The organism is Phocaeicola sp. GP0067, from assembly GCF_031119655.1.
In the GTDB taxonomy this organism is placed as follows: Bacteria; Bacteroidota; Bacteroidia; order Bacteroidales; family Bacteroidaceae; genus Phocaeicola; species Phocaeicola vulgatus.
In genome coordinates, this window is the sequence record NZ_JAVHZY010000011.1 from 129038 (window position 1) to 147156 (window position 18119).

Consider the following 18119-nt stretch of genomic DNA (forward strand, 5'->3'; position numbering starts at 1 on the left):
CTATTCTTTGATATGGATGCCACCTGCTTCCTTTGCCAAAGACAGTGCAAGGTCTGCATCCACTACGATTTTTCGTCCTATCTGTGTGATAGCCTTGTCTATGATACCGCTTTTCTTAATGCGGTTTGCCGTGGGTACACTGCATCCGAACACACGGGCGATTCCTTCTATGCCATAGTAGTTGCCTTTGGATGCCACTTGGGGAGTGGCCGCTTCTGTACTCTCCACACTTTTGGTGATGAGAAAGCAAAGCTCCTCACCCGTCATCATGGCGATGGGCTTTTGGAGTAGTTGGGTAAAATTGAGTTTTTCTTCCATACCTTTACTTGTTTGGTGATTAAATACTTTAAGCCTCGGCTCAACTCTGTGAAACCGATTTCGCAAGCAAAGGTAGTGTATGAAACTCTGTGTGTTGGTCGGTTTATTTATACCTTAATTTTACCGACCGAATTACAACAGATGTTTGCTGTAAAAAACGGATAGCTGGATTTCCCAACTACCCGTTATTGGCAAAATAGTCCGTCCAACGGTCTATTATCCGTTTTGCTTTGGTGTAACTGCTTCCTCTTTGGGGTGAGTTCAAAGTAAGTTCCTTGATTTCCCCGTATCGCTTTTGCGGTATATCGTGCCCATAATGCCGTTGAGAGAACTGTTCTATGGCACGGTGGAATGTCATGTATCTTGTGGACGCTTTTATCTTGCCAGACTTTACCAATGATTGCAACAGATAGGCAAGACTTATGTCCTCTGTATTTTCTTCAAGAAACAAACGGATACCCTGCTTGATACGTTCCTTGCCGCCCCAAAGAATATCATCCAATGATTGTATCACCTTTCTATTGCCTCGCCTGCCTTTTACTTTTCGTAAGGCAAACATCACCTCCTTCCAGATTTCCGGGGTACAGTCTTCTATAGTATCTTCCCAGTCTGCTTTGGTTTCTGCGCCCATCTCTATACTTCTATTGGCAAGCATGGTAACACATGATTTCGCCAAAAGTATATCGCCATGGTCAACCTCTTCACTGTTTAACAAACGGTTGAATAACTTGGTCATACGTAAAAGGCCGTGGTCAAATACCACGAAATAATACATACAATAAGCCAAATCCTTTTTCTTTTCCATTACACGGTCATACAGGTTAGCCATGAACCCACCAATGAATACTGCATGAGAGAGGAAAACAATTTGAGAGATATAGGTCAGAAACTGATAAACCATTTTCTTTTTCAACTTACTTAACAGAAAACAACCTTTGCTGTTTCTCATAAGCAAATCTAACTGTTCAGTCAAATAGGTTCTCATTTCCAATGGCAGATGGTTCCAAATTTCGATAGACGTTTCAGAATGAACCATCAACAGCCCGGACTTTGGAGAAGTAAGAAGTTCTACCATACCTGTTTTCACATTGATGCCTATCCACAAACGCTTGTTGGTTATACATCTGGCGATGGTCTCGGTATATTGGCCAGCCCATTGTTGGTTTGCAATGTCTGACACATCCTTGACGTTCACAAAATCAGAGAGCCAGTTATACATCATCAAGGCTTCGGGTGGAACGCAGTCACGCATCATCAGATACATATCCATTAAAACAGACATATTACCTTTAGCCACAGCATCCATGCGCTTACAAAAATCAGCATACACTTTCTTGTTATCCGATTTCCATGCACGGATAGCCATATCAGCCGCATCCTTCCTCTTGGAATAGGATTTTATCCTTTCTATGAAGTTTGTCATTGCATTACTAATAAAAGTTATTTGAATAGTTTAAGCAGTTCTTCTGTGGACATACTTGCCAACTTCGCCAATAACACATCCCTTTCAGAGGAATCCTCCAAGTTTAGTAGTTTTGAATTGTTCTGCATCTGTATATCAAGAGGATAATACTCAATATAGATTTGAGTGATAGCATGATCAGAAGTTGAATGCCCCATGCTTTCAGAGATATAATCCATATCCACTCCGGCATTATGCAGATTAGTAGCAAACGAGTGTCGGCACCATGTGCCGGACGGACAGATGGACTTATCCCAATTCAATGCCTCATGGCAAATCTTAATGACGCGGTCTTTCACGTTTGAGTTCTCTTGCATGGTGTATTTGCGGCGTAACTCTTCCGTTTCCGCTCCTTTTAATATATCGGGGAACACAAAACTATCCCGAGTCGGAGGTGCAGCTATCTCATCCAAGATATATCGTAAGGGAGGGATGATAGGGACTATTACCTCTGAACCGTCAGCACTCCGTCGGGATGTTTTCTTTCGATTGAAGCGGAAAGCCTTGCCATTTGTCTGATAATAATAACTATTATAGGTCAAGCGACCAGCATCAGCCATATTGAAACCGTTGCAAAGGTATTGGGCAAGAAATAATCCCAATGAATAATGCGCACGTTGCATATATTCTTCCGACCAATGTTCTGGGTATTTCTTTGAAACGAAAAGGTTGTATAGTTCCGTCATCTGATTCACGTTCAGGAAATTCTGTTTGCGCTTTGCACTCTTGGGAATGCTCACAAGCCCTTTCTCTTTTTTGTTGGAAAAAGGATAGGGCACATCTTTGAGGTAGCCTTCATGTACACACCTGTTCCATACGGCACGGCAACAACGCAAATAGATACCGGCCGTAGTGTCGCTGATTTTTCCGACAATCGCACCATTTTCGTCTTTTACCCCATTGTGCATACCATCCTTCCACTTCTGAAGTTCTGCCGCACAGATGCAGAAGCCTTTAATTGCATTTTCTCCAAGAATCTTTCTGAATGATTTGAGAGAACACTCATAACTCTCTGCCGTAGTGAAACGTGCTCCTTCATCTTCTGTACGCAATTCGTGAATGACTTGCTCCCATATACTAATAAAGGATTGTGATTGGGTTGTGTCCTCTTTGGATAGCACCACTTCTTCACCCATGATACATTGACGTACCATCTCAAATGTCAGGATGCCGCCTTTGTTCAGATTAATCAAGATTTCTTTGTACTTAGGGGCAATGGTATCTTTCCACTCCTTCTGAAATTTGTAGTTCTCGCTTTTACATTTCGTCGCATTGCAGATGTCCGAGAACTTTTTCTCAGTAAAAGAACTTCCAACTGTAAAGTAGAAGAACTTGCGGTCTATCGTGAAACGTAGGGATAAAGGGAACTCATACGCATTTTTCCTGCGGGTACGTGCATCCAACACGATAGAGACAGAACAGTTACGCTCTTTGAAAAGTGGCAATGACTTGGTTAATTTTTCCATTGCATTCATTGTTTATGTTCAACATAACCTCTGAATACAGCCGCTTTGCAATGTGAGGCGTACATATACAAAACGCTGCATATAACCACTGAGCCTCTATCCTTTGACGGATAAAAACATTGTCGTTATATGCAGCGGTGCAATCTCGTTGTCTTCTGTCGCTGACTGGTAACCGGGCTTCTGCTAATCGGTCTCAACCCCTGAAGCAACTCTCACGTATTGTTTGAAATAGAGTATCTTCCGACTAATACTCCCTCTACGCTTCGATTCATCGGAATGGGATGACCCTCCCACGATGGTTAGGCAAACTCACTTTTCCTTTTTGGGGAAAGAGCACCCGTTGATCATGGCTTGCCATAAATGCATTGCATTTGCAAAGTTATAACATTATTCTGTAAATCAATATATAAATGGAAGACATTTGAGTTTATTTGACTGTAAAGTGTCGTCACACTAACAAAACTTCGGGTAAAGATGCTACAGGATTGCATGGAGCATCATAGAAATTCTATGTGTAAAATACGGTCAACTCAAACAGTTTGTTTACGCATTGTTTACGCAAGGCAAGAAAAAAGGAGTTACGAGATTCGTAACTCCTTGATTTTGAAAGTGGACCAGCCTGGGCTTGAACCAGGGACCTCCAGATTATGAGTCTGTTGCTCTAACCAACTGAGCTACAAGTCCGTGCCACAATTTCCTATTAGCAGGTGCAAAAGTAGTATATTCCCTTGAAACTTGCAAGATTTATCGCCCAAATTTTGATAAAAAGATTTAATTCCCTTATTCGTAAGGATATAAATTGTATTTTTGTGCACCATTAATTAATTTTGCTAAGCCGTATGGCACAAAAAAAACAGGAAACAGCCCTAACAGGGCTTTCGGACAAAGAAGTCCTTATCAGTAGAGAGAAGTATGGGAATAACCTCTTGACACCTCCCAAACGTCCTTCCATGTGGAAACTTTATCTGGAAAAGTTCCGCGACCCGGTTATACGTATTCTTTTAGTCGCAGCATTCTTTTCCTTAGTGATTGCCATTATTGAAAATGAGTATGCGGAAACAATCGGCATTTTCTTTGCTATTTTTCTGGCAACCGGTATCGGATTCTACTTTGAATACGATGCGAATAAGAAGTTTGACTTACTGAACGCTGTAGGCGAAGAAACACCAGTTACAGTAATCAGAAATGGGAAAGTACGGGAAATTCCCCGTAAGGAGATTGTAGTAGGTGATATCGTAGTTCTGAATACCGGTGAGGAGATTCCTGCCGACGGAATCTTGCTGGAAGCTATTTCCCTGCAAGTGAATGAATCCAACTTGACAGGAGAATTAATGGTCAATAAAACCATCCATGAAGAACTATTTGATGAAGAAGCCACTTATCCCAGCAATGAAGTGATGCGTGGCACCACAGTGGTTGACGGACATGGAATAATGAAGGTAGAACGTGTGGGTGATTCCACCGAAATAGGTAAGGTAGCACGTCAGGCCACCGAACAAAGTGAAGAAGAGACTCCATTGAATATCCAATTGACAAAATTGGCGGGTTTCATCGGAAAAATAGGTTTTACTATTGCCACACTTACCTTTATCGTTTTCACAGCTAAAGACCTTTACTCCTACCTCAGCGTAAATGAAATAACAGACTGGCATGGGTGGATAGCAATAGCCCGCATTGTATTGAAATATTTCATGATGGCTGTCACTTTAATTGTAGTAGCCGTTCCTGAAGGCTTACCGATGAGTGTCACCTTAAGTCTTGCACTAAATATGCGCCGTATGCTGAAAACCAATAATCTGGTACGTAAAATGCATGCTTGTGAAACAATGGGGGCCATTACTGTGATCTGCACCGACAAAACAGGTACATTGACACAAAACCTGATGCAGGTACATGAAGCGAAACTTGATGCCACCAAAGCAGATTTAATAGCTGAAGGGATCAGTGCCAACTCCACAGCTTTCCTTGAAGAAACAGGAGAAAACAAGAAACCATCCGGAGTAGGTAATCCTACTGAAATAGCCTTATTGCTTTGGCTGAATGAACAGGGCAAGAACTATTTGGAATTACGTGAAAATGCAAAAGTTATCAATCAACTTACTTTCTCTACAGAACGTAAGTATATGGCTACATTAGTAGATTCACCTATCCAGCAGAAAAAGGTACTCTATATAAAAGGAGCTCCCGAAATTGTGATGAGAAAATGCAACCTCTCTTCCGAGGAACAGGCTCATTACAATGCCGATCTGCTGGCCTATCAGAACAAGGCAATGCGTACTTTAGGATTAGCTTATAAATTTATCCCCGAAGACTTCGGTAACGATTGTGCCGAACTAGTCAATGAAGGGAATATGATTTTCCTAGGTATCGTAGCTATCAGCGACCCTATTCGTCCGGATGTACCGGAAGCCGTACAGAAATGTCAGTCGGCAGGTATCGGTGTGAAAATTGTTACAGGCGACACTCCGGGAACAGCTACCGAAATTGCCCGCCAAATAGGGCTATGGAAACCTGAAGATACAGACCGGAACCGCATAACAGGGGTAGAGTTTGCTGCATTAAGCGATGAAGAAGCTCTGGACCGCGTACTTGACTTGAAAGTAATGAGTCGTGCGCGTCCTATGGACAAGCAACGTCTGGTCCAACTGTTACAGCAAAAAGGAGCCGTAGTAGCAGTAACCGGAGACGGAACAAACGATGCTCCTGCACTGAATCACGCTCAAGTAGGTCTTTCTATGGGAACCGGTACGTCAGTAGCCAAGGAAGCAAGTGACATAACCCTATTGGATGACTCGTTCCACAGTATTGCTACCGCAGTAATGTGGGGACGCTCTCTTTACAAAAACATTCAGCGTTTCATCGTATTCCAGCTGACTATCAACGTAGTCGCATTAGCCAGTGTTTTATTAGGGGCTTTCTTTGGTACAGAACTACCACTAACCGTAACACAAATGCTTTGGGTAAATCTTATTATGGACACTTTTGCCGCCATGGCCTTAGCATCTATTCCCCCCAGTGCAGACGTCATGAATGAAAAGCCACGCAAGACCGATGATTTCATCATCACCAAAGCCATGCGTAAAAATATACTAGGTGTAGGCTTCTGCTTCCTTGCCATACTGATGACATTAATTGTCATTATCAAACAGATGCCAGCAGATTTAGTAGGACAAGCTTTGACGCAATTCTTCACGATCTTCGTGATGCTGCAATTCTGGAATCTATTTAATGCCAGTGTTTTCGGAACCAACCATTCTGTATTCAAGGATTCCCGTCATGCATTAGGCATGCTAAGTGTGGCTATCATTATTTTAGTCGGACAAATTCTGATTGTCGAGTTCGGAGGTAAAGTGTTCCGTACCGAACCTATGAATTTCATGACTTGGGTTTATATTATCGCAGGAACGTCATTCGTATTGTGGATTGGTGAAATCTACCGTTGGATAAAACGAATACAGAAAAAAGACTAAGAAAGAGAATAAAGCACATAAAGAGTTATGGACAGTAAGATTAAAAATGTCGTTTTTGATTTAGGAGGAGTATTAATAAATCTGGATTTTGACAATTGCTTGAATGCTTTTCGTAAAGCAGGATTTCGAGATATAGAGAAACAGGCATGCCAGTTCAGGGGAAAAGGTTTCTTTTCCCAATTTGAATTGGGTGAAATCAGCCCGGAAGAATTCCGGAAAGCCATTCGTAAGGAGGTCAGCGAAGCCCTGTCCGACCATGAAATTGATGATATGTGGAACCTGATGCTACTTGATATTCCTCGTGAAAAGCTGGACTTATTGCTAAAGTTACGCGAACATTATATGGTTTACCTGCTTAGTAATACCAACCGGATACATTGGGATTATGCCTGTGAGCAAATGTTCTGTTATCGGGGATTCCGTGTAAATGACTTTTTTGAAGATATTTTTCTGTCTTTTGAAATGCACAAGGCCAAACCGGAAAAAGACATTTATGAGCAAATGATGAAAGAAGCAAACATCTTGCCCGAAGAAACGTTTTTTATAGATGACTCGGCAATCAATTGCCAGGCAGCAATATCGCTTGGCATACAGTCCTATCATTACCATATTGGAGAAGATTTAAGTTCACTTTTTGAATAATGAAAATAATATCAGATATAAACCATCAAACATTGCCTCCTTCAGTTGCCACTATCGGCTTCTTCGATGGAGTGCATCGCGGACACCGCTTTCTTATTAATCAAGTAAAAGAGGTCGCTGCCAAGGATGGGTTATATTCTGCATTGATCACTTTTCCTGTACATCCCAGACAAGTGATACAAACCGCTTATCGTCCGCAATTACTTTCTTCACCAACAGAGAAACTCGAATTATTGGAAACGATGCAAGTAGATTACTGCTTTCTTCTCCCTTTTACACAGGAACTTTCACTGTTTTCGGCTCGAGAGTTTATGCAGTTGCTACGTAACAAGTTCAATATCCATACATTAGTTATAGGCTACGACCATCGTTTCGGTCACAACCGCAGTGAAAATTTTGAAGATTATTGCCGTTATGGTGAGGAACTGAACATATATATAGTACGCGCGCGAGCTTACACAGACAAAGAGGGAAAAATCAGCTCTTCAGTCATCCGCCAACTATTAAAAGAAGGTAAAGTAAGTCAGGCTGCCAAATTCCTGGGGTATAACTACTATCTGGATGGAACAGTGGTAGATGGCTACAAAGTAGGCAGAAAAATAGGATTCCCTACAGCTAACCTGCAAGTGGATTGTAGCGACAAGTTAATTCCCTCGGAAGGAGTTTATGCAGTATATGTATATGTGGAAGGAAAAAAATGGGCAGGAATGTTGAACATAGGACACCGCCCTACTATCAATAACGGCAACAATTTAAGTATTGAAGTGAACATCCTCAATTTTTCGGAGAATATCTACCACAAAGAAATGCGCATTGAGTTCGTAAAGTATCTTCGCCCTGAAGAAAAATATGACACTATAGATGCACTCATTGCCCAAATGCATAAAGACCGGGAAAAAACGGCCAAAATTCTTCTCTAAATACAAGGGAGCATTGTACAGCCTTCCCCTTTTCAAACTACTCTTTCTACACATCTTCGTTTACAGTCAGTTTTGCCTGCTCGAAAACAGTTCATTCTATGTAATTCGGGCAGACAAAATCGCCCCTGCCAGTGAACGCAAACGCTATCGGAAGAATTAATTCACCGATACCAGTCACTTCTTGCATAAAATCTGTTTCTTCATACACTTCCATCCTATAAAGCACGAAAAAAGATATATTTTTATCGTTTTTCGATAATTTTTTTTCGTTTTTCTTTTGTAGTATCAAAATAAGATATACATTTGCATATCGATAAACGATAAATGAATATCGAGAAACAAGAAAGAATAAACACAAACATTAAAACACGAAGTAAAAATGAAAAAGTCAGTATTAAAATCAGTTTTAGCAGCAATTGCAGTAGTAATGATGAGTTGTACAACAACAGCAAACGCACAAACAGGAAACACAAAGTACATCTACGGTCAGAATGACACAAACACAACCGTGTACACACTGAATGAAGACGGCAAAACATTGACACGCAAACTGAAGTATGAGTACAAACACGATGAAAATGGTCAGGTAATTGAGAAAAAAGCTTATCGCTGGGATGCTTACCGGGAACTGTGGAAGCCGGCCTATCTGCTTACCGTAACTCCCGGAGTCTATGAAATCAAACTCAACTACGCTGAATGGAACGCCAAAGAGAGCACTTTCAACCATAACAAACAAGAAAGTATTTACCGTGAAGGCAACAACGCAAACTTGTTGGCCGACACACAAAACAAAAAGTAATGGAAACTTTGAATGAAACACAAACCAAAAATAAGAATGCGACCAGCCTGTGGCAAACCATAGGAATGTACATAGGAATGATGGTCGGATTTTTATATCCGCAAATAGGATTAGGCTTGGGTATGCTTTTGGGAATAGCTTTGGGAAGACTGGTCCTGAGCAAGATTCCTGTCAACACCCCACTGGCCCAAAGAGCACAACAAAAAAGCGCAATTATCCTTATTTTAGCATTTCTTATCCTATTCATGAACCATTGGTACGTTCCATGCAAACATGCCATTGCTCACTTGATGAACTAAAAACAAATCAACCAAATTTAAAAGACAACCAGATGAAAACAACCATGATTTTGATCGCACCAAGGAGAAACCCAAGGATGCTTACTTAAAGAAACAGATACCCTCAGGACGGATGCGGAAGTCCGTCCTACCCCTTAATTCAAATCCATTTTAAACCAATAAACATTCTATTATGGGACGCGCAATTAAATTAGTACTTTATTACTTCGCTTATCAGTTAGCTTTCACCTTCCTGGTAGGACTTCCGGCGGGAATTATTAAAGTGATGAACGAAATTTCAGAAAATGATAATCTGGCTTATGCCGCAGGTAAGAATACAGCCTCTATGACAGGACTCGTTATGGTACTGGCAGGAATAGCCATGATCTGGCACCTGATCTACTTTAAATACGTTCAATTCAACAAGACAAGCTGGACTGAAGTACCTGCAAAAACCATTTTATTGAGTATTCCCTTCATTATAGCAGCCATGTTCATCTGCAATGTAGCCAGCGAATTCATAGAACTGCCCAACCTAGTGGAAGACACATTCATAGGAATGAGCCGCAATGTATTCGGCATCATCGCCATTGCCGTCATGGCACCTCTGGTAGAAGAGTTGCTGTTCCGTGGAGCCATTGAAGGGCATTTCCTGCAAACCGGAAAAAGACCCGGTATGGCAATCCTCCTGTCAGCACTCATTTTCGGTCTCATCCATGTCAATCCGGCACAAGTACCTTTCGCCTTCTGTCTGGGATTGGTATTCGGATGGCTTTATTACCGCACAGGAAGCATTATACCGGGAATGATAGGGCATTTTCTAAATAACTCCCTGGCTACCATTGCCATGGCTACATCAACCCAAGAAGAGTTGAATGAAAAAACGGTTGATATGATTGGCGCCACACCTACTTACATCCTTTTGGCAGCCGCCATAATCATCCTAGTCGGCATGTATTTCTATCTGAACAAACATTTGCCACAGCCGGGAACATCCTCTGAAGTCACTAACACACAAGCATAAATATAACAATGAAAACAAAATTAAATATCCTATGTTTCCTGCTGCTGATAGCCTTTGCCGGATGTATGTACAACGCATTCCTGGGAGGTATGGAAGGCGCCAGTGATGCCTCACGCGGTGACATAGGAAACAAACTGCAACCCTTGTTTTATGTGAACGTTGTTCCTACAGAAGGAAATGAATTGAATGATTCAATCCCCAGTGTCATAGAAAAAGGGAACTTCCTGAAGTATCACATAACAAGTATAAAAATAGAACAGGAAAATACACCCAAAGACGCCCTTATTCAACTAGTTATGGGAATAATAGCCATACCCTTTAGTCTGATCACCTTGGGCGCTCTTTATTGTTTCATCAGACTGATACTTTCTATCCGTAAAAAAGACCTGTTCAATCCCAGTAATGTTTTCCGGGTACGCCTCATTAGTGCAACCATCATTGTAGCAAGTATCATCAAAACACTGGCACAATATATCAATTATGACATAGCTACCCACAGCATCCAATTATCCGGATACCAGGTAGAAAGCGTACAGATTCCTTGGAGCATGTTCCTGTCAGCCCTATTGCTGGCCATTTTTGCCGAAATATATGCCCAGGCCATCAAACTGAAAGAAGAACAAGATTTAACCATTTAAAAAAACAAAGCAGACTATGAACAAGTTCAGAATATTAGGTGTCATAGCCATTATAGCCATCATTGCAAACTTCTTTGGAGGATTGGATGAAAATTGGAGAGATTTCAAGAAAGGATTTGAAGATGGACATAACAGTGCAATGGAAATATATGAGCCTGGACGCCACATTATACCCCATCATGCAACCTCAGTCAAACTGAATGTAGAGCCGTTACCTGAAACTACTGTCGATTCACTGAGCAACAACCGCGTGGACTGGACACTCCCCTACACAGTGACTGAAATAGAAACGTATGCCAAGCCATCGGCCTGGCACATCCTTGTCATGGGACTTGCCATACCCGGAATATTCCTTTTTCTCATCGGTTTCTGCTCATTGATCCGGTTGCTCATTTCCATCTCACGCCGCGAAGTATTTACATCTGCCAATGTACGGCGCCTCCGTTGGTTTGCATACACCAGTGCAAGCTTGGAAATCCTCATAGCTGTTGACGAATGGATTGTAGGAAACGCAGCAGTTGAGCAAATCAGCCTGCCGGGCTACAAAATCATCAGCTATGCCGGTTATTCTCCCGACTGGGTAGCTGTGATAATTCCCATTCTTTTTGCCGAGATATTTGCTATCGGGGCAAAAATGAAAGAAGAACAGGATTTAACCATTTAAGAAAAATGCCATGAAAGAAAAAAATACTTTCCCCTCAAAAAGAAAAAGCATCTTTTATTTGATACTTTGCCTGATAGCTACTCTGTTTGTAAGTTCATTCATCTATTTCCTTGTGTTACATCCATCGTTGGACAACAAAATAGTAAGGATATCGATCAACATTGGATGGACTTGCTTCTGTCTGTATGCCTTTAATAAACTGACACAACGCCACACCCTTTGGTGGCGCGCAGTAGATGAGAACCCGAATAAACCCAAAATGAATTGATCTATGCCAATTATAGTAAATTTAGACGTAATGATGGCGAAACGAAAAATTTCGCTGGGAGATTTAGCCGAAAAGATAGACCTGACTCCTGCTAACCTTTCCATATTGAAAACCGGGAAAGCGAAAGCCATCCGTTTCTCTACCCTTGAGGCTATTTGCAGGGAACTAGATTGCCAGCCCGGAGATATTTTAGAATATAGAGAAGAAGATGAATAATATAAACAGCCACATATACAAACACTCTGACACCATAAAATTCTCATATCTTTAATCCGGATACTCTGACCGATAAAGCATTTCAATTGCCATACCGGCAGAGTATTTTCACCTTATACCTAAAATTTTCTTATCACTTCCCGACACGCTTTAGCCAATATTCCCTAAAAATACACTACTGATAAAAACAAATATTGCATAAGCGCCATATAATCCCATGATTATCCGTATCTTTGCAGCGAATTAGATATTTGAAAATAAATGAAGACATTTGAAGAGTTAGGCGTTTCCCCGGAAATACTAAAAGCGATTAAAGAAATGGGATATGAGAATCCCATGCCGGTACAAGAAGAAGTAATACCGTATTTATTGGGAAACGGCAACGATGTAGTAGCCCTAGCACAAACAGGGACTGGAAAAACAGCCGCATTTGGTCTGCCGCTTATCCAAAAAGTTGACGTAAAGCACCGTGCACCTCAAGCACTAATTTTATGCCCCACACGCGAATTGTGCTTGCAGATTGCAGGCGATCTGAACGATTACTCCAAGTACATTGACGGGCTGAAAATCCTTCCCGTATATGGTGGTTCATCCATCGAAAGCCAAATACGCATGTTGAAAACAGGCGTACATATTATTGTGGCTACTCCCGGACGACTAATTGATCTAATAGAAAGAAAGGTTGCCAAACTAGAAACGATTACAGATGTAGTAATGGACGAAGCCGATGAAATGCTGAATATGGGATTTACTGATAGCATAAATGCTATCCTTGAAAAAGTTCCTGAAGACCGGAATACCTTGATGTTCTCGGCTACCATGAGTCCGGAAATCTCACGCATCGCCAAAAAATATCTGCATGACGCAAAAGAAATCACTATCGGTACCAAAAATGAGGGCAGTAAAAACGTCAATCACATAGCCTATTTAGTACACGCTAAAGACAAATATGCCGCATTGAAACGTATCGCGGATTATTATCCACAGATTTATGGCATCATTTTCTGTCGTACCCGTAAAGAAACTCAGGAAATTGCAGATAAATTAATACAAGACGGTTATAACGCAGACTCTTTGCACGGTGAGCTCTCACAAGCCCAGCGCGACTTAGTGATGCAAAAATTCCGCCAACGCCATTTACAGCTTTTAGTTGCTACCGACGTAGCAGCCCGTGGCCTAGATGTAAATGACCTTACTCATGTCATTAATTATGGCTTGCCCGATGATATAGAAAGCTATACTCATCGTAGTGGTCGTACAGGGCGTGCCGGAAAAACAGGTATTTCTATTGCCATCATCAACCTGCGCGAAAAAGGAAAGATGCGTGAGATAGAACGAATCATCAACAAAAAATTTATCATGGGTGAGATGCCCAGTGGTAAACAAATTTGCGAGCAGCAATTGATTAAATTGATAGATGACATAGAAAAGGTAAAAGTAAACGATGAAGAAATTGAATCCTTCCTACCCGGAATCTATCGTAAACTGGAATGGCTTTCAAAGGAAGATCTGATAAAGCGCGTGGTGTCAATGGAATTTAACCGCTTCTTGGAATACTATAGTAACGCTCCGGAAATAGAAATTCCCAGCACAAATGACCGTCGCAGCGAACGTGGCTCCAAAGAACGCAAGGATCATGGCAGTGCTCGTGAAAAGACAGAGCGTAAAGCAGAAAAAGGATACACCCGTCTATTCCTGAATGTAGGAAAGACAGACGGTTTCTATGCCAACCAAATCATAGAACTGATTAACCGCAACATGAAGAAGCAACGTACTACCATCGGACGAATAGACCTGATGCAGAATTTCTCTTTCTTCGAAGTAGCAGAAAATCAGGCACAGGACGTGATTAAAGCATTGAACAAGGTTAATCTGAATGGCGGCCGGAAAATTGTAGTAGAAGTTGCCGGTGACAATAATGGCAAAAACGACAATGGCGAACGCAGAAGCAGTGCAGCAAGGAATGCTTCATTCGGCAAAAAAAGTGACAGGTCCAATAAAAAAACGACCTCAAAAGAAGGAAGACCCAGCCGTGCGGAACGTGGCTACATTGAAGAACGCGGTCCCAAAACGAAAGACGATTGGAAACAATTCTTTAACAGCGATAACAATAAGAAAAAGAAATCCAAGAAATGAGGAAGCCAACTTCATGAAAGAGAATTGGGCATAGTAGAAATATGCAAATAACATCCACTTCTCTCGAATAATAGCGGAGCAGGCAGAATTGAAACAACCTGTCATTTCAAGGACATTCCGCAAATAATACGATAAATCCAACTGATTCATTATGAGTCAGTTGGATTTATCGTATTATTCAAAAAAAGATTTGCCGAATATCCTTGTTTACATCGAATTAATATTAACAGTTTTTTTGCCATCTTTCCGGATGAAAGATTATATGACAAACTATCGGAACTTTGACATACCCAAGCTTCCTGACATTTCATACTTTTCTTTTAGTCTGTCAATTTCAGTTCATCGACCAAACGGGAAGCTTTCCCATATTTTTCAATCATGTAAAGAACATAGCGGATATCCACCCCGATACAACGCTGCAAATTAGGTTCAAAAACAATATCTCCACTCATTGCTTCCCAATTCCCGTCAAAAGCAAGACCTATTAATTCCCCTTTTCCATTAAACATTCCACTACCGGAATTCCCTCCCGTAATATCATTATCCGAAATAAAGCAAACATTCATATTACCATCTCCGGTAGCATAACGTCCGAAATCCTTCCTTCTCAAGCATTCGACTACAGAAGGAAGCACATCGAAATCACTATCTCCCTTATACTTCCTTATCTTGTCAAAAATACCTTTTGTTGTCGTAAAATAAGAATATTCAATAGCATCTTTCGGTGAGTAACCACCCACCATGCCAAAACTCAGACGCATAGTAGAATTAGCATCCGGATAAAACACCCTATCTGCCTCCATCTCACGCATTGCTTCATTCAACAAACGTTCATTTTTCTCAATATTCACACTAGCTTCTTCCACCGACTGATTGAATTCATAAAATTTCACCAACATATCAATAGCAAAAGAAGCCGCAGGGTCATCAAACAAGACATAAGTAGTATCCCCTTTCACCACCTGTTCAAACCCATGCGGTGTCTTTAAAGAGGAACGAGCATACAAATCATCTACATAAGCTTGGTAATCACCTTTAAAATCTTTCTCTATCAATGGATAAACATCAGGTAAAAACTCCTTGCCTACCTCAGCCGCATATTCTTTCAACATAGCCACAAAGACTTGTTTATCCACACTTATATCCATATTGGCATAAATCTCCAACAATTGCCGCATATTACGCTCCAAATCACTCTCCTCTGCCTCAAAATCAAAATTCAGTACAGCCAAGGCTGCCGTAATCAACTCCGGTCCATTAGCAAATGTTTCTCCAAAATATGCTATAGCCCGCGCCGCATTTCTACGATTACGATAATTCAGCTCCAGTTCAGTCAGAACCCTTGCATATTTGCTTCGCTTATCAGGTTCCCGACGGATCCATTCTTGCAACTGGCGCTCCAAAGCTTGTTTTTTCTCTATCACTTTCAACTCTTTTACCGCTTGATTCATGCCTATACTATTCTTCCAATAGTTAGAGCTTTGTGCATACTTGGAAGCATATTTAATGCGAATATCATCACTTTTTTCCATTGCATTTTTCCAGATAGCCTGCTTGATGGTACGGACATTAATCATAGCGGCATTATCCGTATTAATCCTTTCGTCTATCCCAAATGAAGACAAATACCTGCTGGTAGAACCGGGATATCCCATAGTCATGCAAAATGAACCTTGTTCATACCCGCCCAAAGAAACAGGAGCAAAATAATCCGGATGATAAGGCACATTCTCCGGAGAATAAGCTGCCGGTTGATTATTCTGATCAGCATAAATACGGAAAACAGAGAAATCCCCGGTATGGCGGGGCCATACCCAATTATCTGTATCCCCGCCAAACTTGCCTACAGAAGAGGGAGGAGCAAACACCAGACGAACATCATAATAATCTTTATACACAGACAGATAAAACTCATTACCACCATAAAAAGGAGTTATCTCAGCACGCAGCAACGTATCATTCGCCACAGCTTCCTGAGCAAGCAATGTGGAAATAGAATCCACAATCAGCGCACGGTCATTTTCCTTTGTTCCGACTGGAATAGCTTGCAACACACGCTCCGTCACATCCTCTGTGCGTATCAGAAAACTGACAAATAAATCCGGATTAGGAAGCTCCTTACTTAAGGAGTCGGCTACAAAACCATCTCGCAAAAAATCATGCTCCACAGAACTATGCTGCTGAATGGCATCATACCCACAATGGTGGTTAGTAAAAACCAAGCCATCCGGAGATACAACAACCCCCGAGCAAAAACCTCCAAAACTAACAACAGCATTAGCCAATGCTTTTCCTCCGGGATTATACAATTGTTCAGATGAAAGTTCCAATCCCATTTCTTTCATCACTTGTTGAGTTTGTTTGCTAAGGCAACAAGGAAGCCACATTCCCTCATTACCCCATATACATAAAGGCAGGAAAGACAGCAGCAATAGTAGTTTTTTCATGGTTTTATTCTACAATTAATTTAAGTTTTTTCGCCCCGACACGTGCCTTCAACCATTCGGAAATCTTTTCCTGTTCTTTTCCTACAGGTTTTTTACTGAATTTCATCAAGACTATTGTCAATGTGTCCGTTTGGGTTGAGTCTACCTGCAATTCCACAGTCTTCGCCATGGCTATAGCTTCTGCTGCAGGATAAAGTACTTTAAGTTCGGGAATTATCTTTTTATCTACGGTATTGTATGCGGCATATACATTAAGTTCGTTTTCCAAAGACTTAATCTTTTCCTGCTGCTCCAGCAAACGTTTCTCACTATTCTTATAAAAGTCCTCCATCACTTGCGCCTTTATACTGCCAATATCCATCGCATCATTATTCATTCCTTGAAGAACAACCAGTTTGGTTCCTGCCAGATTAAAAAGTTTCAAGTTATCCCTTGCGGTTGCTATTTCTGTTTCCGAAACCTCATTGCCTATTAGCACAACACGTATTTCCTTCTTCTCGAAAGAAATCTTCCGGTCTATTACTTGGGTATTATTAAAATTCAGCTCCTCGTTGATAAAGTTGTTGGCAGAAGCTTCATAAATAGTACTTTTTACAATGCCATAAGTCAGATAAACAGCAGGACACATCGTAGCCAAAGTAATAAAAATAATATATTTCTTTACCAATTTCTCACGCTCCTTATCCACAAACTCCTTACGTTGGAAATGCATGACACGCACCCCGATAAAAGTAGCCAGACTGATAAATACTGAATTGATAAAATACAAATAGAACGCACCTAAAAAATAAAGTAAATTTCCGGTAGCAAGCCCGAATCCGGCAGTACACAAAGGCGGCATCAAAGCCGTAGCAATAGCTACCCCCGGAATAACATTCCCCTTCTCCTTTGTAGACAAGGCGATAATACCGGCCAAGCCACCGCATAAAGCTATAAGCACATCATATATAGTAGGAGAAGTACGTGCCAGCAACTCCGATTGTACTTCATCCAACGGAGTCAGCGAAAAATAAATCGTGGATGTAATCACACTAAATACAGTCGCCACCAAATAACTTTTCAGAGAACGTTTCAACAGTTCAAAATCATTCTGTCCGATAGCCAGCCCCACTCCCATAATCGGCCCCATCAGCGGAGATATCAACATAGCACCGATAATCACTGCCGTAGAATTCACATTCAAGCCCAATGAAGCAATAAAAATTGCGAATATAAGAATCCACAAATTAGTTCCTTTGAACTCAACACCGTTACGAATACTTTCTACAATCAAGGCTTCATTATCCTTATCCTTGCGCAAATCAAGATATTCACCAAAGAACTGCTTTATATAAGGCACATTCTTCAAATCATTCTTCAGGTCACTCATAG

Annotated in this window: 15 protein-coding genes and 1 tRNA gene; 10 read left to right on the forward strand and 6 right to left on the reverse strand. The window is 41.2% G+C overall.

Annotated elements, in window-relative coordinates:
* The 4 genes from RE317_RS10825 to RE317_RS10840 all read right to left on the reverse strand — a co-directional run bounded on the left by RE317_RS10825 (window position 1) and on the right by RE317_RS10840 (window position 3930).
* Window positions 1–318 (reverse strand): DUF3853 family protein, encoded by a 318-nt coding sequence (locus RE317_RS10825; protein WP_008666351.1) that lies wholly within the window; start codon window positions 316–318, stop codon window positions 1–3.
* 178 nt (window positions 319–496) lie between these two features.
* Window positions 497–1741 carry a DUF6043 family protein gene (locus RE317_RS10830; RefSeq protein ID WP_008666352.1) on the reverse strand — a complete coding sequence of 415 codons (1245 nt, stop codon included), beginning with the start codon at window positions 1739–1741 and terminating at the stop codon, window positions 497–499.
* A gap of 17 nt (window positions 1742–1758) precedes the next feature.
* Window positions 1759–3246 (reverse strand): phage integrase SAM-like domain-containing protein, encoded by a 1488-nt coding sequence (locus RE317_RS10835; protein WP_008666353.1) that lies wholly within the window; start codon window positions 3244–3246, stop codon window positions 1759–1761.
* A gap of 610 nt (window positions 3247–3856) precedes the next feature.
* A tRNA-Ile gene (locus tag RE317_RS10840) sits at window positions 3857–3930 on the reverse strand.
* Window positions 3931–4085: 155 nt separating this feature from the next.
* On the opposite strand from RE317_RS10840, the gene RE317_RS10845 reads away from it, so the two are divergent.
* From RE317_RS10845 to RE317_RS10890, 10 genes are all read left to right on the forward strand, one after another.
* Window positions 4086–6716, forward strand: coding sequence for a calcium-translocating P-type ATPase, PMCA-type (locus RE317_RS10845; protein WP_008666355.1), 2631 nt, complete (start codon window positions 4086–4088; stop codon window positions 6714–6716).
* 27 nt (window positions 6717–6743) lie between these two features.
* Window positions 6744–7358 (forward strand): HAD family phosphatase, encoded by a 615-nt coding sequence (locus tag RE317_RS10850; RefSeq protein ID WP_008666357.1) that lies wholly within the window; start codon window positions 6744–6746, stop codon window positions 7356–7358.
* Window positions 7358–8278, forward strand: coding sequence for a bifunctional riboflavin kinase/FAD synthetase (locus tag RE317_RS10855; RefSeq protein ID WP_008666358.1), 921 nt, complete (start codon window positions 7358–7360; stop codon window positions 8276–8278). Before RE317_RS10850 ends, RE317_RS10855 begins: the two co-directional genes overlap by 1 nt.
* Window positions 8279–8657: 379 nt before the next feature.
* A complete protein-coding gene (locus RE317_RS10860) occupies window positions 8658–9077 on the forward strand; it encodes a DUF3836 domain-containing protein (protein ID WP_008666359.1) in 420 nt (139 codons plus the stop codon).
* Window positions 9077–9376: a hypothetical protein gene (locus RE317_RS10865; protein ID WP_008666361.1), complete on the forward strand. Its 300-nt coding sequence runs from the start codon at window positions 9077–9079 to the stop codon at window positions 9374–9376. Before RE317_RS10860 ends, RE317_RS10865 begins: the two co-directional genes overlap by 1 nt.
* Before the next feature lie 172 nt (window positions 9377–9548).
* Window positions 9549–10379, forward strand: coding sequence for a CPBP family intramembrane glutamic endopeptidase (locus RE317_RS10870; protein WP_008666364.1), 831 nt, complete (start codon window positions 9549–9551; stop codon window positions 10377–10379).
* Window positions 10380–10387: 8 nt separating this feature from the next.
* Window positions 10388–11017 carry a DUF2975 domain-containing protein gene (locus RE317_RS10875; protein ID WP_008666365.1) on the forward strand — a complete coding sequence of 210 codons (630 nt, stop codon included), beginning with the start codon at window positions 10388–10390 and terminating at the stop codon, window positions 11015–11017.
* A 16-nt stretch (window positions 11018–11033) separates the two neighbouring features.
* Window positions 11034–11681 (forward strand): DUF2975 domain-containing protein, encoded by a 648-nt coding sequence (locus tag RE317_RS10880; RefSeq protein WP_005838748.1) that lies wholly within the window; start codon window positions 11034–11036, stop codon window positions 11679–11681.
* Between the two features lie 271 nt (window positions 11682–11952).
* A complete protein-coding gene (locus RE317_RS10885; RefSeq protein WP_007834480.1) occupies window positions 11953–12165 on the forward strand; it encodes a helix-turn-helix transcriptional regulator in 213 nt (70 codons plus the stop codon).
* A 261-nt stretch (window positions 12166–12426) separates the two neighbouring features.
* A complete protein-coding gene (locus RE317_RS10890) occupies window positions 12427–14301 on the forward strand; it encodes a DEAD/DEAH box helicase (protein WP_005838746.1) in 1875 nt (624 codons plus the stop codon).
* Between the two features lie 320 nt (window positions 14302–14621).
* Here the strand turns inward: RE317_RS10890 and RE317_RS10895 are convergent, their stop codons facing one another.
* Together RE317_RS10895 and RE317_RS10900 are read right to left on the reverse strand one after the other, a co-directional pair.
* On the reverse strand, window positions 14622–16748 hold the full coding sequence (locus RE317_RS10895; protein ID WP_008666373.1) for a S46 family peptidase: 2127 nt from the start codon (window positions 16746–16748) through the stop codon (window positions 14622–14624).
* A 4-nt stretch (window positions 16749–16752) separates the two neighbouring features.
* Window positions 16753–18117: a TIGR00341 family protein gene (locus RE317_RS10900; protein ID WP_005838744.1), complete on the reverse strand. Its 1365-nt coding sequence runs from the start codon at window positions 18115–18117 to the stop codon at window positions 16753–16755.
* Window positions 18118–18119 lie beyond the last annotated feature (2 nt).

Bases quoted from the DNA above. Each gene is read 5' to 3' on its own strand.
- RE317_RS10825 (WP_008666351.1), bottom strand. From the start codon at position 318: ATGGAAGAAAAACTCAATTTTACCCAACTACTCCAAAAGCCCATCGCC.
- RE317_RS10830 (WP_008666352.1), bottom strand. From the start codon at position 1,741: ATGACAAACTTCATAGAAAGGATAAAATCCTATTCCAAGAGGAAGGAT.
- RE317_RS10835 (WP_008666353.1), bottom strand. From the start codon at position 3,246: ATGGAAAAATTAACCAAGTCATTGCCACTTTTCAAAGAGCGTAACTGT.
- RE317_RS10845 (WP_008666355.1), top strand. From the start codon at position 4,086: ATGGCACAAAAAAAACAGGAAACAGCCCTAACAGGGCTTTCGGACAAA.
- RE317_RS10850 (WP_008666357.1), top strand. From the start codon at position 6,744: ATGGACAGTAAGATTAAAAATGTCGTTTTTGATTTAGGAGGAGTATTA.
- RE317_RS10855 (WP_008666358.1), top strand. From the start codon at position 7,358: ATGAAAATAATATCAGATATAAACCATCAAACATTGCCTCCTTCAGTT.
- RE317_RS10860 (WP_008666359.1), top strand. From the start codon at position 8,658: ATGAAAAAGTCAGTATTAAAATCAGTTTTAGCAGCAATTGCAGTAGTA.
- RE317_RS10865 (WP_008666361.1), top strand. From the start codon at position 9,077: ATGGAAACTTTGAATGAAACACAAACCAAAAATAAGAATGCGACCAGC.
- RE317_RS10870 (WP_008666364.1), top strand. From the start codon at position 9,549: ATGGGACGCGCAATTAAATTAGTACTTTATTACTTCGCTTATCAGTTA.
- RE317_RS10875 (WP_008666365.1), top strand. From the start codon at position 10,388: ATGAAAACAAAATTAAATATCCTATGTTTCCTGCTGCTGATAGCCTTT.
- RE317_RS10880 (WP_005838748.1), top strand. From the start codon at position 11,034: ATGAACAAGTTCAGAATATTAGGTGTCATAGCCATTATAGCCATCATT.
- RE317_RS10885 (WP_007834480.1), top strand. From the start codon at position 11,953: ATGCCAATTATAGTAAATTTAGACGTAATGATGGCGAAACGAAAAATT.
- RE317_RS10890 (WP_005838746.1), top strand. From the start codon at position 12,427: ATGAAGACATTTGAAGAGTTAGGCGTTTCCCCGGAAATACTAAAAGCG.
- RE317_RS10895 (WP_008666373.1), bottom strand. From the start codon at position 16,748: ATGAAAAAACTACTATTGCTGCTGTCTTTCCTGCCTTTATGTATATGG.
- RE317_RS10900 (WP_005838744.1), bottom strand. From the start codon at position 18,117: ATGAGTGACCTGAAGAATGATTTGAAGAATGTGCCTTATATAAAGCAG.